Source organism: Psychrobacter sp. HD31 (assembly GCF_051097895.1).
Taxonomy (GTDB): Bacteria; Pseudomonadota; Gammaproteobacteria; order Pseudomonadales; family Moraxellaceae; genus Psychrobacter.
In genome coordinates, this window is record NZ_CP142525.1 from 119,967 (window position 1) to 144,393 (window position 24,427).

Genomic DNA, 24,427 nt, shown 5'->3' on the forward strand with positions numbered 1-24,427 from the left:
ATAACAATTATGAATATGTTAACTCGATTTTTTTTCATGAAACTTTTGTTAATACGAGAGCTTAGCATGCAAAAAGAGTCACAAAAGCAGCTTTTATCTCAAACAATTAAGCAAAGCTATCGTATATTACCGCATGATATGGGCTGGCGTTTGCACTTACCAAATTATAGATATTTATCTTTTATTGAACTCAACATTAGCAAGTTTTTATTAAAAGTTAGTAAAACCTTTGGCTGTAAAATACACTCGTTAGTTGCCATGCAAGAAATCGTGTATCTTAAAGAAGTTAAGTTTTTAGATCAATTGAGTGTAGAAACAAAAATTGAAGGTTGGGACAACAAGTATATTTATTTTCAGCATACTTTTAAAGTTAAGCAGCAAGTTGTATCGATAGGGTTAACTAAAGTGCTGCTAGTGGCAAACAAACAAAAATGCTTACCAGCAGATATTGGATTGGATGATACCCACATCACACAAGTTGTTGAAACTTGGCAAAACAACCAAACGGCAATAAAAAACCAACCGTCATCAAGCTAACTAAACATGTGTTTTATGTACTTGGTCATTTAATTTTGTGAGTGTATGACTGAGTATAACCCCCAATAAAATTAAGTTCCAAGATATGTGAATCCAAATTAATAAAATGGGTAATGCGGCAAAGGCACCATAAATTGTGGAGTAGTTAGTTGAGTGGCTCATGATAATTGCAAATAAAAACTTGGTTGCTTCAAACAATAAAGAAATGATGACCCCAGAGATAAAGGCGGATTTAATAGGCACGTTTACTTTGGGTATGAACCAATACATGGCAGTAAAGCCGATGGCAGTAATCGAGTAAGAAATCACCTTTGCCCATATCGCCCAGTTAATAGCATAACCATAAATTTGTTGATTTAAAAAGCTAAGACCTTGTATAAATGCCGACGCTACAAAGGCAATCCCTAATACCAAAGGCACTATCGCAATAATCGTAAGATGACGAAATAAGCTATATACAAGTGCTTTAAATAATGATTTCGATTGATCGCGTTTAAAAATATCTATGTCCCAAATATGGTTAAACGCCACCTCAACTTTTATCAACGTAATGACGGTTGTAACAAATAACATGATGATACCAACTGCGGTTAAATTAAAAGACTGTTCTGTAAATTTATTAATGTACTCTTTAAGTTGAACACTCGATTGTGGCATTAGGTTGCTATAAATTAGGCTATATATTTGCTCTCGAGTGGACTCTAACGCAGGTATCGTTGATAGCACAATCAGTAGCACGGTAAGTATTGGCACGATAGATAGGAGCGTTGTATAAGTGAGCGACGCAGCTATTTGTGATGTGTTTTTGTTGAAAAAGTTTTTTAAAACAAGCACAAAAAAATGACTGGTTTTGTGTAACATGTTGGGTTTAACTTTTGTGTTTTTCATATGATACTTATATTAAGGTATTTTTGTGATGGCTTTATTTTACCAAAAAAACGCGTGTAAAAAGCCTGTAAACTTTGCATGTTTTTTTATGACTAGGCATAATAGAGTTACTTTATAAATTGCCTACATTTTTTGTTAATATTTTAAAAACACACATATTCCAAATAGGGAGTAAATATGGCAGAGCCTTACATTTTGGTGCTATATCAATCAAATTATGGCACAACAAAACAACTTGCATATCAAATTGCTCAAGGGGTTACTCAAACGGGTATGGCGGTAAAAATCCGCACAGTACCAAGTGTGGCAGCTGAAACCACAGAAATTAAGCCAGCCATTCCTGAAGAAGGCGACTTGTATTGCAGTGCTGATGACTTAAAGGATTGTGTTGGATTGGCAATGGGTAGCCCAACTTATTTTGGTAATATGTCTGCCTCATTAAAATATTTTTTGGATAATACCGTAACAGTATGGATGGCAGGTAATTTACAAAATAAACCTGCCTGTGTGTTTACTAGCACAGGTTCTATGCACGGTGGGCAAGAAACCACGTTAATGAGTATGATGTTGCCGCTGTTGCATCATGGCATGATGATGATTGGTTTACCGTATTCAGAACCTGCATTAAACCGAACCAACCGTGGTGGCACACCTTATGGAGTCACGCATGTGAGTGGAGCAACGCACGACCACCCAATGAGTGAAGATGAAAAACTATTGGCGGTTGCACAAGGCAAACGATTGGCAGAAGTAGCTAAAAAGCTTCTTTAATCGATACTTGTATCTTTTATGGCTATTGGTTACTTAAAAGTGCTTAACTAAAAGTATTGAATTGAAAAGTACTGAATTGACAGTTTTTTTAAATTAGTTAAAAAATAGGCACAAAAAAAGCCGTTCTGATTAATATAGAACGGCTTTTGCTTTTATAGCTTAAAGCTATTTTTACAAAATTGGTGGGCCCAGCAGGACTCGAACCTGCGACCAATGGATTATGAGTCCACTGCTCTAACCAACTGAGCTATGGGCCCTAGTTGTACACCAGTTATGGCAATCATTTAACTATTAACAACAATGAATAGAATAGATTGCATATGTGTCACTAGAGTAGGCGATATATAATACCTTAATTTTACAAATTTGCAATAGCTAAGCAAACATTGGGCGATTTTATTGTTTTATTTTTTTGATGCGTTCGTTAAAGCAGAAGCAATTTGTTCTAATAAAGGGGGAATGTCATATCTATCTGTCATGATTTCAATAAACACCATTTTATCTTTATTTTGATTGGCTTGTTCTAACGACTGTCTTAATGTGGCTGGTGTTTCGGCTTTTAGCATTAAACAATTGGTTTCATCTGCCCCAAAAGCATGTGGCATTAATTGCCAATCCACGCTTGGTATATCGTTATAAGATTGCTTTGCTCCATGAATGGCTCTTTCTACGGTGTAACCATCATTATTAATGAGCATAATGACTGGATTGAGTTTTTCACGGATCATAACCGCAAGTTCTTGTATGGTAAGTAGGGCAGAACCATCTCCAATCAATAATACAGGGCGTTTTTCTGGTGATGCCATGCCAGCACCTAAACAAGCTGGCAATGTGTAACCAATAGAGCCCCACATTGGCTGTCCGTAAAAGGTCACGCCTTGTGGTAAACGCACGTCGCTTATCCCAAAGTAAGAGGTACCTTGCTCGGCAAAAACCACATTATTACCATCAAAACATTGCGCAATAATTTGCCATAAATCATCTTGTTTTAGCGGGCTATTATCATCGCCTTTTTGTTTAAACTCTTCTGGTACATCGATTAACGGTTTGGCAATAACATTGACCTTAGTTAATACCTCATGCAAAGCTGATAATGAATCTTTAAGTGAGATAGGGGCAAACACTTTACCACCAACACTGGCACGCTCATAATGTAAGTCAACCACACGTTTTTCATCAATTTCTTGACTAAAACCGGCGGTTGTTGTGTCTGTATAGTTCACCCCAATTTTTATTAAGCATTCTGCATTTTCAACGGCATCTTTAACAACAGGGCGTGATGCAATCCCTGCATATGTGCCCGCCCAACGTTCGCTATGCTCATCAAGGAGTGTTTTACCCCAAGATAAGGTGCTAAAAGGGATGTTAGTATCTTTAATTAATGCCTTTAGTTCATTTTGTAAACCTTGTCTATGCACCATTAAATCAGCAATTAACGTGGTGGTTTTGCCATCTATAAACTTTGCGACATACTCTTTAAAATCGTTTAATGCCGCTTGGCTAGTGATATCTTCTACCGTATCAATCAGTTTAGTTGTAGGTGGGTAAATAGGGGTTCTGGCAACGTCTGGCGATAGCAGTAGATAGCCAGGTCGATTTTCTTGCAAAATCATGCGTATGACTCTATCAATTTCTGTTGCGGCGTTATCAGTGGTAATTTGGGCTTTAGCAACTGTTATCGGTTCAATCATGCTCATAAAGTGGTTAAACACGCCGTCACCTAAAGTGTGATGGATTTTGCGTTTGCTGTTTTGTAAAGCTAAGTTTGGGGCACCCACAATGTGTAAAACGGGTGCATATTCGGCATAAGAACCGGCGGTTGCATTAACTGCGGATAGCTCACCAACACCAAAGGTTGTGATAAATGCGGCAAAACCACGCTCTCTGGCATAGCCGTCTGCAGCATAGCCGGCATTTAACTCATTTGTGTTGCCAACCCAGCTAAGCTTGTTTGATGCAATGATATTGTCTAAAAAAGGGAGGTTAAAGTCGCCTGGCACACCAAAAATATCAGTTGCGCCTGCTTCATGGACTCGGTCAAATAAGTAATCGGCAATTGTATAGGGTGTTTGTTGTTTTGTCTTTTGCATTTATTTTTATCCTCTTTACTCAATAACTATTGGCAAAATTTAGAGGAATAATAATAGTGTATAAAAAATAATTATACAATATATAATCTAAAATAATAATTGGGCGAGTTGGTTTGTTATTTTATATAAATTTTTGTGCTAAAAAGTGTTGACACACAAAAATAAACCAGTATAATACCCTGCACATTCAGCGGGAATAGCTCAGTTGGTAGAGCACGACCTTGCCAAGGTCGGGGTCGCGAGTTCGAATCTCGTTTCCCGCTCCAAATTCTAAAAAGACCAAGTACACATTAAATTGTTACTTGGTCTTTTTTATTGCCTGTTATTTGGGCATCTTGCCCAGCACAACCAACATAACCCCACACAACTAAATGCCAAAATGGCCCTGAAGAATAATATTGAACAAAAGTAAAGGCACATAGCATAACAATGTTAGAGGCGTATGCTATATTGCAAATGGTATTTATCCGACTGACTGGGGTAATGGTGGTATATTAACTATAATGGACTTTGAATACGACTAGATTTGGTTAGGCAATGCTATTGCTGGGCTACAAGCCCAGCCTACGCTTGCTTGATGAATTACCAAAAGAATTTAACTAGAAAGGTTTGCCAATGATTTACTTTAAAGAAAAGTTGAAATTTTTAGAAAGTTTTACAAGTTTCTATTTATCATCAGCTTCTATATCAGTATTTCTTCTTATTTATCTTGCATTAGCTTATATACCGCAAAGTATTTGGGAAGGATATAATTTAATAATTATTTTTTGTGTACATCTTCTTCAATTAATCTTAGCAAGCATTCTTTATGCAAACAGGATTAAAAACTTTACACAAAAGTTTATTGCTAAAGTGGTATTAACAATAGTCGTATTGATATTTATTCATAAAATAATTACTTTTTTAATAGGTACAGAAGGGATTTTAACAACATTATATAGCAATATCTCATTAATATGTTTATTTCCTATTGGAATAGCATATTTAGGAGCCAATAACTTTAATAAAAGCTCTATCCAACGACTTATTATTTATAGTATCTTAATATTTTTTGCTGAAAGCATATTAAGTTATATAATACTTTACGTAAATGGATTAGATGAACAAGGTTTCTATAACCATATTTGGGAGCATATAATATCTTATTTCTCTTATCTAATGGCAATTATTACTTATTGCAAAAGCTATCCATTAATGCATCCATTTTTTGTGAAGCTGAATAATAGGTTTAACAATATTTATCTTTTTATACGTGGTTTAACATTTTTAATAGGGATGCCAACACTACTTTTATTGGTAATTTTTGGATAAACCACCAAATCCTTATTTTGTGTAGGCTTAAATAATACTTTGTAGGAACCGTAGGCTGGGGTTTTAACTCGTCATAATCAAATATTGATATTGTATATAATCACTTTTCCATGTATTTGCAAAGTGGGTAGACAATATAAATAGGATTATCGAGCTATGCTGTGTGATTTGCTAGCGAGTATAAGCCCATAATCTGCTTACTTCCTTTATTATCACTGTAAAAATCATCACAACATAGCTTCATTTCTAACAAAAATTAGTTAGCAACTTTTTACTTTTTTATCCATCTAGCTACAAGTAGGAGCACAATTATTAATAATACTAATTATCATTTATAATTGTATTTGTTTCTCATCTGATTTATGATGTTCAATCAATTAGATAAGTCTTTTATCAAAATAACCGTTTAAACACATTTATAGTATTAATGAGTAGCGATATGAACAATAGATTAAAAACACTAGGTTTGGCTATTTTAGTGGCGACTAGCCTTATTGGTTGTGAAAAAAACAATGAGCAAGCTAATAATAGTTTAAAAGAAGAAGCAACCATGCAAGAGGGGACTTCTGTAAATACGCAAATTACTGTTAACACAGTAAAAGGTGATGTTGTTGTTCCACTACAACCAAAACCAATTGCTGTTTATGATATGAGTATCATGCAAAACTTGGTTGCTTTAGGAGTAGAGGCAGATGGTTTGCCTACCAACCTATTGCTTGATACCTTTAAAATTAAAGGGACAGAGTCAGCTGACATTGGTACAGTTTTTGAACCAAACTTTGAGAAAGTTCACGCCTTAAAACCACAAGCAATTTTTATAGGTGGGCGTGCATCATCGCAATATGATGAGTTAAACAAAATTGCACCAACTTTAGATCTTAGCCTAGATTGGGCAGATATGTACGGATCAAGCTTATCCATGCTAACCACCTTAGGTAATATTTTTGACAAGTCTGACAAAGCCAGTGAGCTGGTGAATGATATAAAAACTGTCGTTGATGAGACAAAACAAGTTACCACAGGAAAAGGCAATGGTTTGATACTTATAGTAAATGGCAATAAAGTAACAGCGGCAGGAGCAGAGTCAAGATTTGGGTTTATCCATAACCAGCTTGGCATACCCATGGCAGATAACAATATCGAAGCTCACACCCATGGTGAGCCTGTCTCTTTTGAATATATCCAAAAAACTAACCCAGACTGGCTGTTTGTGTTGGACCGTACCTCAGCAATTGGGCAAGAAGGTCCTGGTGCCTTAGAAGTTTTAGATAATGATTTGATTCATCAAACGAAGGCATGGCAAAAAAATCAAATTATACAGTTAAGTCCAGATTCTTATCTTGCTTTTGGAGGATACTATCAATGGATGAAAGATGCTAAAGCTATCAAAGCTGCTTTTGAAAAGCTCAATTAATTAGATACCCTCATTTATATCACGAACAATGGATTTACTTAACTTTAACAACTTGAGTAATCCATTTTTTGTTTGTCAAAATTAATAACATTAAATCAGCAGATGCACGTTAACATCCAAAACCCGCTCATACTCAACCTTACAAGCATGATTGTGATGCTCGTTTTAGTGGTGATTAGCTTATCGGTAGGTGTTGCAGATTTTTCTTGGTCAGAAATACTTTATGGTGTTAATCAAGACAGTCTGTCATTACTTTTGGTAAGCCGCCTCCCACGTACATTGGCAATCATACTTGCTGGTGCCAGCTTGGCGATTGCAGGTACAATTCTTCAGGTAGTATTACGTAACCGATTTGTTTCTCCCAGTATGGTTGGTGCGACCCAAAGCTCTGGGCTAGGTTTGTTATTGATTAGTTTGTTGTTTCCTGCCAGCAGTTTGCTGTTAAAAATGGGAGTCGCCACATTTTTTGCCGTATTAACCATGCTGCTGTTTATGCGTTTGGTTGACAAGTTACCACCGACGCAGTACTTAATAGTGCCCCTGATTGGTATTGTATTTGGTGGGATTATTGACTCGATGACAGTGTTTATTGCTTACCAAACTGAGATGATGCAAATGCTATCAGTTTGGCAATTTGGTGATTTTTCTGCCATTTTATCTGGGCGTTATGAATGGCTTTGGATTACAGCTGTGCTGATTGTATTAGCATATCTGCTTGCAGATCAATTAACCATTGTTGGTTTGGGCGATGATATTGCCATTAATCTTGGAATAAATAAAAAATTTATTAGCAGATTCGCTATTGGCGTGGTGTCAATGGTAAGTGCCGTTGTTGTCATCACTGTAGGTTCGATACCATTTGTTGGTTTGGTAGTACCTAACATTGTTAGCCATATCATTGGTGATCAACTAAGACGCTGTCTGCCAGCTGTGGCAATACTAGGCGCATCTGCACTGTTATTGTGCGATATTATCGGAAGGACGATTCGTTTCCCTTATGAAGTTCCTGTCGCAACCGTATTTGGTGTTGTTGGTGCAATTATCTTTTTATGGTTGTTATTAAGGAAATAAAATAAACGTTATGTCCACCGCATTTACCAAACCAGTATGGTCATTAATTATTACTCTAATAATCAGTTGTCTGCTTTTTTTAACTTTAGATTCTGGTCTTTCGATTACTAAATTTGATGCTGATAGTTGGCAATTTATTTTAGGTTTGCGTAGCAAAAAATTATTGGCTTTGCTGATAGTTGGTTTTGCAGTTGGTGCTTCAACTCTTTTATTTCAAACCATTACTCACAACCCCATTTTAACCCCGTCTTTACTTGGTTTTGATTCTTTATATATATTATTACAGTCTTTGTTGGTATTTAGTTTAGGTGCGGTACATTTTAATAATATCAATCCAATTTTTAAGTTTACTTTGGAAGTAAGCTTAATGTTTACAGCTTCGTTTTTATTATTTGTACTAATGTTTAGGCGTAAAAAGGTTGATTTAGCTGCGATTGATTTAACTCGAGTGATTTTGGTTGGTATTATTTTTGGTGTGTTGTTTCGTAGTTTTTCTGCCTTGATTTCTCGTCTTATGGATCCAGAAGAATATATCACTATTCAAGTAGCAAGTTTTGCAGGCTTTAATTCGGTTAACCCACAATTAATGGTGATTAGTTTGTTATGTTGTGTGTTTGCCGCTTTTTTAATATGGCGGTGGCGTAATGAGTGTGATGTGTTGCTGCTAGGTAAAATACAAGCAGTTAACTTAGGTGTGAATTATTTTGGAATAGTTTTTCGTTTATTAATAATTATTTCATTATTAGTAGCAACGGCAACCGCATTTGTTGGCCCTGTTACTTTTTTAGGATTATTAGTTTGCGCATTGACTAATAAAATCTCTCGAAAAATGTACCATGGAGAACGTTTATTATTGGTCAGTTTAATAGCCATGACTTTTTTAGTTTTGGGTCAAACTATATTTGAGCATGTGTTGGGCATGGCCGGAATTTTATCAGTAGTGATTGAGTTTGTTGGCGGTATTGCATTTTTGGTATTAATTTTTGGGCTTAATAAGGCTAAAAAAATAGTATAGGAATCATCAGGATGTTGAAGATAGAAAATATTAGTTTTAAATTTGATAATAAGCCTATTTTGTCCGATATCAATTTAACACTACAAAGTCAGCAAATAATTGCGTTGATAGGACCAAATGGTGCAGGAAAATCCACTTTATTTAGTTTAATCGGTCGTCTCAACTTTATCCAGACAGGATCTATTTACTTTGAGCATGATGGTGTGCGCTATGATATTAGCGAAACGGATTATACAAAGTTATCTAAAATCGTGTCTATGCTTTCTCAAGAAAACCATATTCAAGGGCGTTTGCGAGTCAAAGAGCTGTTGATGTTTGGTAGGTATCCATATCATAAAGGACAACCGACTCAACAAGATCAAGAAATGATTACACATATGATAAAACGCTTTGAGCTTACAGAATTGGAGAATCGATTTTTATCCGAATTATCTGGTGGGCAAAAGCAACGTGTACTCATAGCAATGGTTGTGTGTCAAGATACGCCTTTTTTATTATTGGATGAGCCATTGAACAATTTAGATATGTATCACACGGGCCGATTAATGAGAGAGCTACGTTGGTTAACTGAGGAGTTAGGGAAAACGGTCATAATTGTTTTACACGATATTAATCAGGCTGCTCAGTTTACCGATACAGTGGTTATGCTTAAAGAAGGGAAGGTAGTGACACAAGGAACGCCGTTGGAAGTTTTAACTCAACAAAATATAAAAGAATTATATGGCGTAGAAACTACGATATTAATGCATCAGGGTAAACCTGTTATTGTTGAGCTATTATAAAGGTTATTATTTCAGGACTATTGCTGTTTTATGACATTAATGTATAATAAAAAAATAAATGATACTGAGTATCATTTATTTTTTTATTTAATATGTAGACTCAATAATAAGGTTTAAGGTAGAAACATGATATCTAAGCAATCACAAAAGGTTTTGTTAAAAATCAGTAGTTTGTCTATAGCAGTTACAAGTATTATGCTATCGACACAAGCGATGGCAGATAATAGCCCTCATACCACACTACAGACGATTACAATTAATGCAGATGTTAACAACAGAAGCAAAACCTCACAAGAAGAGGTTATACATGATGATGAATCTACCGCAATGCAGCAAGCAACGCATTTAAATAATTTTATGCACGAGGTTCCTGGGGTAGATATTGGGGGTACATCAACAGTTAACCAACACATATATATTCGTGGTGTTGAAGATAAAGATTTAAAAGTTACTGTTGATGGCGCAAGGCAAGAAAACTTTTTTTTCCATCATGCTGGTAACTTAGCGATTGATCCAGAATTTTATAAAGCAGCAGAAGTGTCTGTAGGTAATAACTCAGTTACATTAGGTAATAACGCATCTGGCGGTGCAGTTGCCTTTAAAACAGTAGATGCTGAAGATTTACTTAAGCCTGACCAAACAATGGGTGCAAGGGTTAAGGTTGGCTATCATAGTAACGACAAGCAAGTTAACGGCAATGTGGCAGTTTATGGAAAACCAACCGATAGTACCGATGTTTTGCTTGCCTACGGTATGCGTAATAGCGATGGTGGTGAAGATGGTCATGGTAACCATATTCAAGGTGATGATATTGAAATAGGCAACATTTTAGCAAAGTTCAGTTTTATGCCAACGGACGACCATAAAATTACGCTTGGTTATAAAAGCTTGACAGATGAAGGCAACTATCCGTTTAAACCAGAGTTTTCTTATACTTCACAAACACCATTCCCTGGTTACAATAACAGTGATGAATACACCTTAGGTTATGCTTACGATGCAAATAATAATTTTAAACTTGATGTTAACGCTTACCATACCGAGCGAGAATACCGGACACAAGGGCGAAGAGGCCCTAGAATGTTTGACTTACAGTTTGAGGGAAAAGTTGATGGCATTAATGCACAAGCACAAAATACTGTAGAACTTGGCATCTCAAACCATAACTTTATTTATGGGGCTGAGGCTTATCGCAAGTCAAGCACAGACACTGCCGACAACTCTACCGAGAAAGCCACCAGCTACGGTGTTTATTTAGAGGATCAAATCTACCTTGGGCGTTTTCACCTAACCCCAGGTGTGCGATACGACAAATACAAAGCATCATCACAAATTAACAAAGACTATGATCAATTTTCAGGTGCAATTGCTGCCAGTATTGACTTAACCAAAGATGTCAGTGTTTTTGCAAGCCATACCCAGTTTTTTAAAGGACCACCATTGCCTGAAACACTCAATAATTCATATGCTGATAGCCTGATACCAAATGCAAATTTAGAACCAGAAACAGGTACAAATACTGAGTTAGGTATCTCAGTTGTTAAAAATGATTTATTGATGACAAACGATAACCTAAGTCTGGTTGCAAAAGGCTTTAAGACCGATATTAGTGATAAAATTGAGTCAGACTGGAACAAGGTTAATGGAAAATGGCAATTTGGCTATGTCAATGCCGATGAAGATCAAACCGTAGAAGGCTATGAGATTGCCGCCAAATACCGTAAAGATAATGTTGTGCTTAAAGCCAGTTATGATCACTCAGATACAGACTCAAATAAAACACGGAATTTAAGAACAACTGGAGACCGTTTGAGCGTAGGTATGGATTATCTTATGCAAGATAACTTAAGCTTTGGCATGCGCTGGAACCATGTTGCAGGGATTGATCGATTAGAGTCTCGCTGGTTGCCAAACAATGGAGATGAGAGACGATTTACAAAGAGATTTAACAACCCATCATATCAAACTGTAGATTTTTATGGTTCTTATGTGCCAAATTTGCTACCAGATCTAAAATTAGATTTTGGGGTTTATAATGCAACAAATGCCTATTATGCTGAGCATACTTCTTACAATAATAGCGAGTATCCAGATTATGATGCAGCTGAGGGACGTAACGTAAAAGTTAGTGCCAGCTATAAGTTTTAAAAAAAACATTTAATCGACTATTGCTAGTTTCCTCCACTTTACAAAGGGCAATGGTCGGTTTTTTGTATAAATGTTTACTTTGCTAAACACTAAAACTTATAGAATTGACGAATAAGTTTTAAAAAGCTCAATTATAGTATATAAACTGTTTTGAGCTTTTTTTATGTCTGTTAAAATAGTATCCATGGTAATTAGCTTGTAATCAATCGATGGTAATTTTAAAATCAATATCAATGTGTTTTGGAGGCATTAGTGAAAGTCTATCTTGTTGGTGGTGCTGTGCGTGATAAACTGCTGGGCAGAGCAGTAACAGATAATGATTTTGTGGTTGTCGGTAGCACTGCCGAGCAAATGATAGCAGCGGGTTTTGAGCAAGTTGGGGCAGATTTTCCTGTTTTTTTGCACCCAACCAGCAAACAAGAATATGCTTTGGCACGCACGGAGAGAAAATCTGGTCAAGGCTATAAAGGGTTTATCGTGCATGCAAGCCCAAACATTACACTGCAAGAAGACCTACTCAGGCGTGACCTCACCATTAATGCTATGGCGGTTCAAGTTACAGGGCTAAACGATGCCACACCACTCTCAGGCGAGGTGATTGATCCATATAATGGTCAAGCGGATTTAGCCAATAAGCAATTGCGTCATGTCTCGGCAGCTTTTAGTGAAGATCCATTGCGTGTTTTGCGTGTTGCACGTTTTTATAGTCGTTTTGCGCATCTTGGTTTTAACATTGCTAATGAAACACTCGAGCTAATGCAACAAATTGCAAGCTCTGGCGAGTTAAATCAATTAACTCAGGAGCGTATTTGGCAAGAAAGTAGCCGAGCAACATTGCAAAACAGTCCACAGCTGTATTGGCAAACCTTGCATCAGGTCAAGGCTTTAAAAAGCTTAGTGCCTATGTTAGATGTTGCCTGGCAAAACGTGGATACCAAACGTACCATTAGCCAAGCACTCCTTAATTCAGCTAAACTACAACTAACCATGCCACAGCGTTGGGCAGTGTTAATGTCTAGCTTTCAATGCCATGATGATAGTAATACAACACATGCGACAATACACGCGTCAAATCAGCCTTGGTTGACTGAAATTGATGAGGTACATAAACTGCTTAAAGTACCCAAAGCTGAACAAAAAATGGCAAAAATGTATGCCCAACTTGCTGGTGGTTTAACGTGTGTTGATAGCCTATCGGCAAACCAGTTAATTGATTTGGTGCAAAACAGTGGGGCGCATAAAACGCCAATGAACTTAGAGGCACTTATACAAATAGCGACGGTATTTGGTGTTAATGTAAATCGACAAAAAATTAATCAAGCGATAGACAGCTTTAAAGCCGTTAGCATAAAAGATATTGATACAAGTTTGCAAGGCAAAGCAATTGGTCATGCGCTTACACAAGCTAGGGTAAATAAGTTACAGGGTGTGTTAGCACAATATGCATAAAAGGAGGGTTGCATGAGTACGTTATTTGATTTAAACACTAAACAAAGCAGCAAAGATAGCATTACTCAAGCTAACCCATCGCCAGTTATTTTAGTAACTGGGGGTGCAAAACGTATTGGAGCACAAATTATTAAAAGTGCGCATGCTAATGGCTATTCTGTCATAGTGCATTACCATCAAAGCCAAGCGCAAGCCAATGAATTAGTCGATGTTTTAAATAGTATAAGAGCCAATAGTGCTGCAGCTATTCAGGCTTCTCTTGATATTATCAATAATCCACCAGCATTACAGAGTTTTGCCCAACAAGTCATAAATATTTTTGGCAGATTAGATGCTTTAGTGCATAATGCTTCTAGATTTTACCCTAGCCCAATTGGTCAAATAACTCACAGCACGTGGAACGAGCTGTTTTTAACCAATGCCAAAGCACCATTAATGCTCAGCCAAGCATTTTTACCATATCTTAAAGATGCCAATGGATGCATCGTAAGTATTTTAGATATTCATGCCAATGCCAAACCTTTTAACCGTTATACCGTTTATAATATGGCAAAATCTGCCCACCAAATGATGGTGCAGTCATTGGCAATAGAGCTTGCGCCCAATATACGAGTTAATGGGGTTGCTCCGGGTGTTAATGTGTTTCCTGAAGCCGATAGCGATCAAGCAATTAGTAAGCCGCTTCAAAGTAAGATTGTTGCATCTGTACCATTAAAAAAAGAAGGTACACCCATAGATATTGCGCAAACCGTCATTTTTTTGTTAACCGCAAAATATATTACTGGGCAAATTATTGCGGTGGATGGTGGACGAAGTTTGACCTTACAAGGTGGTGATGCTGGGTAACGTTGGTTAAAAAACCCATAAGGAGTTATTAACTTAATCACATCATATAGCAATTTTTGCATACCAATTTACATACTATTTTTTACTCAAACCTATTAAATACTACTATTTAAGGAGTTACCATGACCCAAAAAACAAGCCAAGAAATTGAACATAATCCAGAATTTGATAATGGGCGTTGGTTTCCTACTTGGAGAAAATACCAAGGAAATTTAGAAACAGATCCGGTGGCAATTAATGAAAAATTGCCAGCATCTAGTAGTATTTTATTGGCAATACAACACACCTTTGCCATGTTTGGTGCAACGGTATTGGCACCTTTATTAATGGGGTTTGATGCCAACCTTGCTATTTTAATGTCTGGTATTTGTACCATCTTGTTTTTTATCATGACGGGCGGACGCATGCCCAGCTATTTGGGCTCTAGTTTTGCTTTTATTGGTCCTGTACTGGCTGTAACGGCTTATGCTGGTAGTGGCTTTAATGAAAACTTGGGTGTTGCGCTTGGTGGCATCATGGCGTGCGGTATTATTTATTCATTGGTTGGTTTGCTGGTGATGAAAACGGGTACAGATTGGATTGAGCAGCTTATGCCACCAATTGTCACCGGTGCGATTGTGATGATCATTGGTCTTAACCTTGCTCCAGTAACGATTCAAGGTGTTTCTGCTAATCAGTTTGATGCTTGGGTCGCAATGATGACGGTATTGATGATTGGTGGCGTGGCTGTGTTTACCCGTGGGATGATTCGTCGTTTGCTATTGTTGGTTGGCTTGGTGTTGTCGTATCTTATTTATATCTTGCTGACTAATGTGATGGGGCTGGGCAAACCAATTGATTTTAGTGCGATTAGTCAGGCAGCTTGGTTTGGTTTACCTCAATTTTATACCCCAACGTTTGATAAAAATGCCATTGTCATGATTGCACCAATTGCGTTTATTTTGGTGGCAGAAAACTTAGGGCATTTTAAAGCAGTAGAAGGCATGACTAAAGCAAGAGTCACACCTTACATGGGGCGTGCTTTTTTTGCCGATGGCGTTGCTACTACCTTATCAGCCAGTGTGGGCGGTACTGGTGTCACCACGTATGCTGAAAACATTGGCGTTATGGCAGTAACAAAAGTTTATAGTACCATTATATTTGTGCTGGCAGGTGTGGTTGCTATTTTACTTGGTTTGTCACCAAAATTTGGTGCGATTATTCAAACAATCCCATCTGCTTTGCTTGGCGGTGCATCCATTGTTGTGTTTGGTTTAATTACGGTAGCAGGTGCTAAAATTTGGATAGATAATAAAATTGATTTTAGCAAAAATAGTAATTTGATTATTGCTGCGGCAACCATCATTATGGGTGCTGGTAATTTTGGACTAAAAATTGGCGAATTTGATTTAGGTGGCATTGGTACAGCAACCTTGGTTGCTATTGTGTTGAACATCATGTTCCGCCGTGCAAAAGCTTAATAAGCTAACCTTGGTTTAGAAAAAATCTTAAAAAAGTACTAAAGTTAACAAAAGGGTGTCTATTGGCACCCTTTTTTGATTTTTCTTTTTTTGATTTGTAAATCAGATTTGATTAGCCAGTTTTAACAATAATTAAATATTGATACCGCTTTTTTATGTTGATATGTGAAGCCAATCACTTATCGATTTATCGTGAGTGTTCTTAAATGCTATGGTTTTTATTAATGCTGGTTATTTTTTATTAGACTTTAAAGACCCTAAATAAATTGCCAGCATGGTAAGCCCAGCACCAATCCATTGCATAAGGTTAATGGACTTATTCAACCAAAAGTAATCAATCAATAATGCGGCGACAGGCTCACTTAATAACAATAAGCCTGTTAACGCCAAAGACAAACGAGGGATAGAGTAGGCGATTAGCCCCCATGCCAAACATTGCATCACGGTGCCATATACAATAAGCCAACCCAAATCTTGAAATGTTTGAGGTAGGATTGCCTCCATATTAAAAACGAACATGGGCACAATCATTGCAATAGAGCCTCCAATACTGATTAATGTCATTAATGGCAAAATAGGAGTTGGTTGTGCATCATGAGTTTTACGAATAAATGTCATCGATAAAGCCAGCATACTGCCAGACACAATGCCCGAGATAAAACCCCAAGCTGCCTTGTTATTGAGGGCAAACTCTGGGCTAGCAATCATGGCAACCCCAGTAATGGCAATTAAAAGGCTAAGGAGCTGTAGATTGGTTTGTTTTTCTTTAAACCACACAAAACCAATGGCGGCTAAAAAAAATATTTGCAAACTATTTAATAGTGTAGAAATACCAGGACCAACTGCATAAATACTTTCATGCCATAAGGCTAAGTCAAAACCTAAAAAAACACCTGATATTAAGCCACATCGTAAAGCGTTTTTTGAGGTGGGGTACTTTTGTTTAAAGAGCTGTGCCAACACCGCAAATACCACACCGGCTATCGCAAGTCGCCAAAATGACATAGCATAAGCGCCTAAAGGCACATGAGCTACAATCAAACTGCCCAAACCAAAGACCACGCAGCCTATAATTAAACCAATAGATGCAGAGCGTGAAGAATCAGTTGTTGGCATAGCTTTACCCTAAATCGTACCTTTATGTTGATAGGATGCAATGATATAGCAGACTGACTATAAATCATATCGTTAATATGACTAAGTTGAGTGCTAAGAAGCAACTGGAAACGATTCATCATCGATTAACTTTGCTCGCTGTTAGCGATTCAATACATAAATCACATAGTCATTAACATAGGATGTTGATATAGTATATTTGTAATATTAAATTTTTTGATTTATTTGTTTATCTATCTATGATTAGTATCTCTAAAAAACTGAGTGTGTGTGCTGTTATTGCATTGTTGGTCGCACCCAATGTCCATGCCGCCAGATGTAAATTGCCTAAAAGTTATTACAAACATGTGTCTTGCACTGCCAGCCCTAATTATTTTTTAGCGGTTACAGATTCTGGCAGACCCGTTGCCTTGCTTAACAAGAAAGGTAAACAAGCGGTTAATTTGCAAAGATACCAAAAAGTTGCGGTAAATAAGTTGTCGGAGGGCTTGTTGCCAGTGAAACGGGCAAATAAGCTGGGCTATGTTAACATGCGTGGGGTAGAGGTTATCCCAGCAACTTATGATGTGATGTCTGGTTCTAATTGGGCAAGACGAGTGTCCAATGGTCGCATTGTGGTTAAAAAAAATGGTAGGTATGGTGTTATTAACACATCAAACTCTGTCATTGTCCCTTTTTCATCCCATATCTCTAGCCTTAGTGATTATAGAAAAGGCAAAGCAAAAATGGTACGCAGTGGCAAAACCTACTGGGTAAACTCAGCAGGCAAAAGAACAGCAATTAAACCTAAAACTGCCTCACAAACTAGTGTCACACAAAAAGCAAATGCAAATCAATCTAACCCTAATGACATAGAATTTTTGCGGGTTCCTCAAAAACCAGAAGATATGCAACTTAAACCGCACAGTAGTGATGGAAAGTGGGGGTTTGTTGATCAAAACGGCACAACGATGATTATTTATTCTTTTGATGAAGTGATGCCTTACTCTGAAGATTTGGCTGGTGTTAAATTAGGCAGCAAATGGGGGTTTATTGATAAAGGGGGGAATTTAATTATCCCCTTTAGATTCGAAGATTCTGGTATTACTCGTAATAATGTTGACCCAAAAAATCAGCAACCAGCATTTACTTTTGTAAATGGTAAAGCGTGGATAGGAAACTTGGTTAATGGCAAAAAAATGTGTATTGATAAAAGTGGTGTAAGTACCGACTGCAATTAGCCTTTAACGATACAAACCATAAATATTTATCACAAGAAATAGTTATTAAATAGCAAACAATCAATAACAAAAAGGTGGCTTTAATTATGCCACTTTTTTTTGGGGCATGTTACCATTTATTTGTTTAGGCAATCATAAATAAAGGACAATAAAGGAAAACCTCATGCCAAAAATCACTTATAGTATTGATAAAAAAAGAATCGAAAAAATTAGTCAGCTGGCAAGTGGCTATGTCGCAGAAAATCAACAATTACTCTCCCAATTTGTGCAGGTCTACTATCAAGAAATGTATGCCGAAACAGCACAAAAGTATAGTGATGAAGACTTAGCCGGTATGGCTTTGCATCATTTTACGTTATTGATGGAATACGATGCAAAAAAACCACAAATTGCGGTAATCAATCCAACTGTAGAAGAACATCACTTTCATAGCAACGCTAGTATTGTGCAAATGGTTGCCTATGATCGACCGTTTTTAGTAGATACCATGTTAATGACCCTAGAAGAAGCCGGCATTAACGTGCATCGTGTCCATAATACGATTATGGCAGTTAACCGTGATACAGGAAAAGTACCCGGTAAGGTGATTGGCATAGGCAGTGCAGACAGCAGTGACCGAAAACATATGTCGATTATCCATTGTGAAATTGATAGTCAAGCAACTGATAAACTGCGAGAAGTTGGTCATATCTTATTTGATAAAGTAGAGTTGTTGGATGCCATTAATAGTGACTGGCAAGCCATGCGAGATCGCTTAGAGCTGGCTCAATCGGTTGTAGTTAAACACATGCCAGAAGATTTTTACTCTCGTGCAGCGGTTAACGACTTTTTGTCATGGATATTAGATGATCATTTTATCTTTTTAGGATACCGAGAATATACGATTGAACAAAATGATAATGACATAGAGATGTATACAGTTGGTGGGAGTGGTCTGGGGGTATTACGTACCGATGACGAACACATTAAGTCTGAAAGTTTTGAGCAACTACCAAATGAGTTAAAACATCAAGTCACAGGCTCACGTAGTTTGTTGCTTTCAAAATCTAATCATGTTTCTCCGGTGCATCGTGCAGGGCATATGGATTTTTTAGGTATCCATAAATTTGATGAAACAGGCAAGCTGGTTGGTGAATATCGCTTTATCGGGTTATTAACGTCGCAAGCATATCAACTGCGTGTGCAACAAATTCCACTATTGCGTGAAAACGCTAATAAATTGTTGGCAATGGCAAACTTGCCAAAAGATGGACACGCTTACCAAAAAATGATGAACATCATCAATGAGCTGCCACGTGATGACTTGTTTCAGGCAAGTGCAGAGGAGCTGTATCCAATTGTTAGAGGCATCTCTCAATTACAAGATAAAACAAGTTTGCGTTTGTTTACGCGTATGGACAGTTATCAGCGATTTGTTTCTTGCTTAGCTTATATTCCAAGAGATAAGTTTAACACCCGCTTACGGAAAAAAGTTCAAGAAAAACTGGTAGAAGCCTATGGTGGTTTGTCTGCTGGTTTTACGACAAAGTTTGATGATACCAATCACGCTTGTGTTAGTTTTTACATCCGCACAAAACCTGGGCAGATTAAAAAGGTTGACGTAAAAACATTAGAAGCAGAGCTAATGGAAATGATGCAGGGTTGGGAAGATGGCTTTGCAAATGCGCTGATAGCGGAGATGGGAGATCAAAAAGCTAACCAAATTCAAAAAGTTTTTGTTAACAAGATACCAGCATCGTACAAAGAAAGCTTTGATACACGCACCGCTGTAAAAGACATTAACCGTTTAAATCAATTGAGCAAAGAAAACCCATTAAAATGGCACTTGTTCCAATCAACAGGGGATAAAAAGCATCAACTTCACTTAAAGCTTTATGGTAAAAACCAACCTGAAGTTTTATCTAATGTGTTACCAATTTTAGAAAACTTTGGGGTGGCGGTTAAGTCTGCTGATACGTATCAATTTAACTTGGACGATAACCCAGTTTGGATGCAAAACTACGCTCTTATTTTACGCAATGTTGAGTCGGTTGACTTGTCAGTAGTACGAGAGCAGTTTGAAAACAGCTTACAACAAATTTGGGATAACAAGGTAGAAAGCGACCGCTTAAACGAACTTATTTTGGTGAGTAAGCTTTCTACCTTTGACGTGGTTGTTTTACGAGCGTTATCACGCTATATGATTCAAGCAAAAGCGCCTTTTTCTCATGAATATGTGGTACAAACTTTAACCGGCAATGTGGATATTTCTGTTAAATTAATTGAGCTGTTTCATGCCCGCATGACACCAGCGTTAGAAAACCGTGAGTCAAAAATTGAGGCGATTCGTAAAGAGATTGACACTTGCTTAAAACAAGTTAACAGTTTAGATGAAGATCGTATCATCCATTGGTTGTTAGACTTAATAAATGCCATGTTGCGTACCAACTTTTATCAAGTAGATGAAAGTGAAAATAACCGAAACGAGCGTAAAGACAGATTATCATTTAAGTTTGATGCACATGCCATTCCAAACTTACCACAACCAAAACCCATGTTTGAGATTTTTGTTTACTCACCAAGAGTTGAGGCCGTTCATTTGCGTGGTGGTAAAGTTGCGCGTGGCGGTTTGAGATGGTCTGACCGTATGGAAGACTTCCGTACAGAGGTGCTTGGTTTGGTTAAGGCACAAATGGTTAAAAACTCAGTCATTGTACCTGTGGGCTCTAAAGGTGGTTTTATTGTAAAAACAGACACCAAAGGCATGGATAGAGATGCGTGGTTAAAAGAGGGCGTGGCTTGCTATCAAACCTTCATCCGTGGCATGTTAGATATTACAGACAACTTGGTTGATGGTAAGGTGGTTGCACCAAAAAACACCACGCGTCATGATGACGATGATCCCTACTTGGTTGTCGCTGCTGATAAAGGTACTGCAACATTTTCAGATATTGCTAATGCGCTGGCGCGTGAATATGGTTTTTGGCTTGATGATGCCTTTGCTTCGGGTGGTTCAGTGGGTTATGACCACAAAGCAATGGGGATTACTGCAAAAGGTGCTTGGGAGTCGGTTAAGCGTCATTTCCGCCTGATGGGTAAAGACATCCAAAGCAAAGATACCTTTACCGTGGTTGGTATTGGCGATATGAGCGGGGATGTGTTTGGTAATGGCATGCTGTTATCAAAAAATATACGTTTGCAAGCCGCCTTTAACCATTTGCATATCTTTATTGACCCAAAACCTGATGTAGCAGCAAGTTATGCCGAGCGTGAACGTATGTTTGCCTTACCACGTTCTAACTGGGCAGATTATGATACTAAGCTGATTAGCAAAGGGGGTGGGGTATTCTCACGAAGTGAAAAGTCGCTAGTGATTACCGATGAGATGAAACAAGCCTTTAACATCAGTGAAGATACGTTGACACCTAACCAGCTTATTAATGCCTTATTGAAAGCACCAGTCGACTTGTTGTGGAATGGTGGGATTGGTACTTATGTTAAGAGCCGTGATGAAAGCCATGCCGATGTAGGCGATAAGGCGAATGATAGCCTTCGGGTAAATGGTTGTGAAGTTAACGCTAAAATAATAGGTGAGGGTGGTAACCTAGGTTGTACACAACGTGGGCGTATTGAATATGCGCAAAAAGGTGGCAGAATTTATACCGATGCCATTGATAACTCTGGTGGGGTTAACTGCTCTGACCATGAAGTTAATATTAAAATTTTATTGGGCGATGTGGTAGCCAAAGGCGATATGACAGTTAAGCAACGCAATAACTTGTTAGAGAGTATGACGGATGAAGTGTCAGAGTTGGTATTACGCCAAAACTATTTACAACCGCAAACCATTGAACTGAGTGCTTATGAGGCGGTACAAAGGCTAAATGAGCATCAACGTATGATGCAATTGTTTGAATCACAAAATCTACTGGATCGTGAAATTGAACTCTTACCAAGTGATGAGCAAATTGCCGAAAGAGTGGCTGCTGGTCAAGGGCTAACCAACCCAGAGCTTTCTGTTTTATTAGCTTATGGAAAAATGTGGGTATATGACCAATTGTTAGCATCGGACTTACCAGATGAAACCTATTTCCAAAATGAGCTGCGTAAATACTTCCCAGATGCTTTATTAGCCAATGGAGATACGCCTTATTTTGAGCAAATGACTCAGCATCGCTTGCATCGAGAAATTATTAGTACGTATTTAACAAATGGCTTAGTTAACCGCCTCGGCATTGAAACGGTTTTCCGTTTAATTGAAGAAACAGGGCAAGATATTGTAACAATCACTCATGCTTATGCAGTCGCACGTGATGTGTTTAACATTTATCAAACTTGGATTATGCTAGAAGCATTAGACAACAAAGTCGATGCAAAGTTACAAATTGAGCTAGAACTGGAATTACGTAAATTTATTAAACAGGTAATTATTTGGTTTATTAACAACAAGGGTACGAGTCAATCGTTAGATATTGCAGAACTGACTCAGCAGTATCAGCATGCAGTACAAGATATTTTAACGGATAACGATTTTGTTGCTAATTTTGATATGCAAATTAAAGCAAGTCAAAATCATTACCAACAACAAGGGTTGTCTGCCGAGCAGGCTGATATTTTTGCTAAATTACCCGTGTTTGTAAAAGCATTGGATGTTGTGCAACTTGCCCAGCAGTCTAGAAAGCCAATTAGTGAAGTGGCAAATGTTTACTTGAGCATATCTGACCAATTAAATGTGGGCTGGTTGTTTGCACAAAGTGAACAACTCCCTCAACAAACCTATTGGGATAGACGTGCTAACAATGCACTGACGCATGAAATGAACAAGACTCTAAGAGGCTTAACCCTAGATGTTTTACAAGCGGATGATACCAACAAAGCAATGAAAACTTGGCTAGCACAGAAAAAACAAGTGTTAGATAACTTGCAAGCAGCAAAAGAGAGTATGGAAAATCAGCCCGTTAAGCTTTCTGCATTATCGGTTTTATTAAGTGAGATGAATGGGTTGCACTCAATAAGTCTGTAAGTACAAATAGCCATATTATTTGTCAAGAATAAATCAGCTAGCAAACGCTTGTTAGCTGATTTTTTATGGGCAGTTATTTATGAGCCGTTGTTTGCTTTGTAATTCAAATTGCTTTGTCATTAAAATGACTTATTAACTTGCTAAATTATGACTGTCGCAATATGCTTTTGGTAAATTATGACTGCATAAGGAGCTTGTTTATGACTTGGATTAGTCTGTTTAAACAATGGTGTTGCCAGTTGATTAATGAGGGTGCTTATGAGACCCAATAACCGACAGCAACGACTCCGAGACTGGTGGGAATTTCAACATCTTTACCAGATACTATCTGACCTCTCTAACAAATCAAAACAAAAATCGGCTTCTTATTCTCCCCAACAGTTATCTAAAAACAGTCAATTCACTTCTCAAATTAAAACAAATATAGTCACTTCTAGAACGCAGATACCGTACAAAAATTCAGTTGACAGTAATCTTTTAAACCATAACAATAATATTGTAAATAATAATTCTGCTTCTTATCGTCCCAACCATCATCGTCTTAAAATGTTAACCAGTCGCCAAAATCAAAGTAAACGCCAAAGAGAGTGGATTTATTTAACCCATTACCTTGCGATTACGGGTTTAAATCCTATCCATATTATCTCGGGTAATGATGATGGGCGAGAACCGGACTTCACTTTAGTTTTTTATCATGATTCTCGCTTATATTATGTTGGTGTAGAGTTAACCACTTTACCAAGGCTGCGTGATAATATGGGAGATAAAGCTTTAATTAGCAAACGTTGGTACTGGCAATCGTTACACAAAATAGCCCGTTTACGCGAAAAAGAAGAAAACTTAGAGACGGGCGCTGCTTCTCAGTCTGTTATGTATCATTATGATAGGTTTAGAGTACCAATGTCTACGCTTTATATGCCAGCAGAAGAATTTGCTAAACGACCCAGCAAAAAGTCGATGATTTCACAAGATGATATGGATGCGGTTATGGAAAAAAAAGCACATAAGGTCGAGGCTTACCATACTCGTAGACCTTTGCAAGAGTTATGGTTGTTAGTACATACGGATAAATATCAACCCGAAAATGTACTCACCGCACCAGACTATAAGCTTTTTCATGACAGTGGTTATGACCAGATTCATGTTACCCGTTATCCAAGTCATAAGGTGATTAATGTGAATAAACAAGGTGCGCTAATCAATTAGTTAATTTTTCTAAACCTTTTTCTAAAGCTTATAGATACTAAAAAACCCCAAACTTATTAACTAAGTAGGGGCTTTATATATGATTGCTTATATATTGGCTT

The 24,427-nt window shown here is 37.5% G+C and carries 17 protein-coding genes and 2 tRNA genes; 15 read left to right on the forward strand and 4 right to left on the reverse strand.

What is annotated here, in order from left to right:
• The first annotated feature begins 9 nt into the window (after window positions 1-9).
• Entirely contained in the window at window positions 10-537 is a 528-nt protein-coding gene (locus VH441_RS00460) for a thioesterase family protein (RefSeq protein ID WP_434353535.1), read from the forward strand.
• Here VH441_RS00460 and VH441_RS00465 read toward each other — a convergent pair whose 3' ends face one another.
• Window positions 538-1,425: a YhjD/YihY/BrkB family envelope integrity protein gene (locus tag VH441_RS00465; RefSeq protein ID WP_434353536.1), complete on the reverse strand. Its 888-nt coding sequence runs from the start codon at window positions 1,423-1,425 to the stop codon at window positions 538-540. It lies immediately after the preceding gene.
• A gap of 177 nt (window positions 1,426-1,602) precedes the next feature.
• On the opposite strand from VH441_RS00465, the gene wrbA reads away from it, so the two are divergent.
• Window positions 1,603-2,196 carry an NAD(P)H:quinone oxidoreductase gene (gene wrbA, locus VH441_RS00470; RefSeq protein WP_434353537.1) on the forward strand — a complete coding sequence of 198 codons (594 nt, stop codon included), beginning with the start codon at window positions 1,603-1,605 and terminating at the stop codon, window positions 2,194-2,196.
• 180 nt (window positions 2,197-2,376) lie between these two features.
• Here the strand turns inward: wrbA and VH441_RS00475 are convergent.
• Window positions 2,377-2,453, reverse strand: a tRNA-Ile gene (locus VH441_RS00475).
• Window positions 2,454-2,600: 147 nt separating this feature from the next.
• Window positions 2,601-4,286, reverse strand: coding sequence for an alpha-keto acid decarboxylase family protein (locus VH441_RS00480; protein WP_434353538.1), 1,686 nt, complete (start codon window positions 4,284-4,286; stop codon window positions 2,601-2,603).
• Window positions 4,287-4,476: 190 nt separating this feature from the next.
• Between VH441_RS00480 and VH441_RS00485 the strand changes: the two genes are divergently transcribed.
• The 10 genes from VH441_RS00485 to VH441_RS00530 all read left to right on the forward strand — a co-directional run bounded on the left by VH441_RS00485 (window position 4,477) and on the right by VH441_RS00530 (window position 15,782).
• Window positions 4,477-4,552, forward strand: a tRNA-Gly gene (locus tag VH441_RS00485).
• A gap of 349 nt (window positions 4,553-4,901) precedes the next feature.
• The gene (locus VH441_RS00490; RefSeq protein ID WP_434353539.1) at window positions 4,902-5,597 is read left to right on the forward strand and encodes a hypothetical protein; all 696 of its coding nucleotides are present in this window, start codon (window positions 4,902-4,904) and stop codon (window positions 5,595-5,597) included.
• Window positions 5,598-6,036: 439 nt separating this feature from the next.
• On the forward strand, window positions 6,037-7,011 hold the full coding sequence (locus VH441_RS00495; protein WP_434353540.1) for a siderophore ABC transporter substrate-binding protein: 975 nt from the start codon (window positions 6,037-6,039) through the stop codon (window positions 7,009-7,011).
• A 102-nt stretch (window positions 7,012-7,113) separates the two neighbouring features.
• On the forward strand, window positions 7,114-8,082 hold the full coding sequence (locus VH441_RS00500) for an ABC transporter permease (RefSeq protein ID WP_434353541.1): 969 nt from the start codon (window positions 7,114-7,116) through the stop codon (window positions 8,080-8,082).
• 10 nt (window positions 8,083-8,092) lie between these two features.
• On the forward strand, window positions 8,093-9,097 hold the full coding sequence (locus VH441_RS00505) for an iron chelate uptake ABC transporter family permease subunit (RefSeq protein ID WP_434353542.1): 1,005 nt from the start codon (window positions 8,093-8,095) through the stop codon (window positions 9,095-9,097).
• 11 nt (window positions 9,098-9,108) lie between these two features.
• Complete coding sequence (locus VH441_RS00510) at window positions 9,109-9,879, forward strand: ATP-binding cassette domain-containing protein (RefSeq protein ID WP_434353543.1); 771 nt, start codon at window positions 9,109-9,111, stop codon at window positions 9,877-9,879.
• Window positions 9,880-10,005: 126 nt separating this feature from the next.
• Window positions 10,006-12,027, forward strand: coding sequence for a TonB-dependent receptor domain-containing protein (locus VH441_RS00515; RefSeq protein ID WP_434353544.1), 2,022 nt, complete (start codon window positions 10,006-10,008; stop codon window positions 12,025-12,027).
• A 252-nt stretch (window positions 12,028-12,279) separates the two neighbouring features.
• Window positions 12,280-13,476 carry a tRNA nucleotidyltransferase gene (locus VH441_RS00520; protein WP_434353545.1) on the forward strand — a complete coding sequence of 399 codons (1,197 nt, stop codon included), beginning with the start codon at window positions 12,280-12,282 and terminating at the stop codon, window positions 13,474-13,476.
• 12 nt (window positions 13,477-13,488) lie between these two features.
• Window positions 13,489-14,322 carry a pteridine reductase gene (locus VH441_RS00525; RefSeq protein WP_434353546.1) on the forward strand — a complete coding sequence of 278 codons (834 nt, stop codon included), beginning with the start codon at window positions 13,489-13,491 and terminating at the stop codon, window positions 14,320-14,322.
• A gap of 122 nt (window positions 14,323-14,444) precedes the next feature.
• Complete coding sequence (locus tag VH441_RS00530) at window positions 14,445-15,782, forward strand: solute carrier family 23 protein (protein ID WP_434353547.1); 1,338 nt, start codon at window positions 14,445-14,447, stop codon at window positions 15,780-15,782.
• Between the two features lie 231 nt (window positions 15,783-16,013).
• On the opposite strand, the gene VH441_RS00535 is transcribed toward VH441_RS00530, so the two are convergent.
• Window positions 16,014-16,898, reverse strand: coding sequence for a DMT family transporter (locus tag VH441_RS00535; protein ID WP_434353548.1), 885 nt, complete (start codon window positions 16,896-16,898; stop codon window positions 16,014-16,016).
• Between the two features lie 239 nt (window positions 16,899-17,137).
• Here VH441_RS00535 and VH441_RS00540 point away from each other — a divergent pair, with 239 nt between their 5' ends.
• The 3 genes from VH441_RS00540 to VH441_RS00550 all read left to right on the forward strand — a co-directional run bounded on the left by VH441_RS00540 (window position 17,138) and on the right by VH441_RS00550 (window position 24,326).
• A complete protein-coding gene (locus VH441_RS00540) occupies window positions 17,138-18,118 on the forward strand; it encodes a WG repeat-containing protein (RefSeq protein WP_434353549.1) in 981 nt (326 codons plus the stop codon).
• 163 nt (window positions 18,119-18,281) lie between these two features.
• Window positions 18,282-23,120, forward strand: coding sequence for an NAD-glutamate dehydrogenase (locus VH441_RS00545; protein WP_434353550.1), 4,839 nt, complete (start codon window positions 18,282-18,284; stop codon window positions 23,118-23,120).
• A 258-nt stretch (window positions 23,121-23,378) separates the two neighbouring features.
• Window positions 23,379-24,326: a hypothetical protein gene (locus VH441_RS00550; protein WP_434353551.1), complete on the forward strand. Its 948-nt coding sequence runs from the start codon at window positions 23,379-23,381 to the stop codon at window positions 24,324-24,326.
• The last annotated feature ends 101 nt before the right edge of the window (window positions 24,327-24,427 follow it).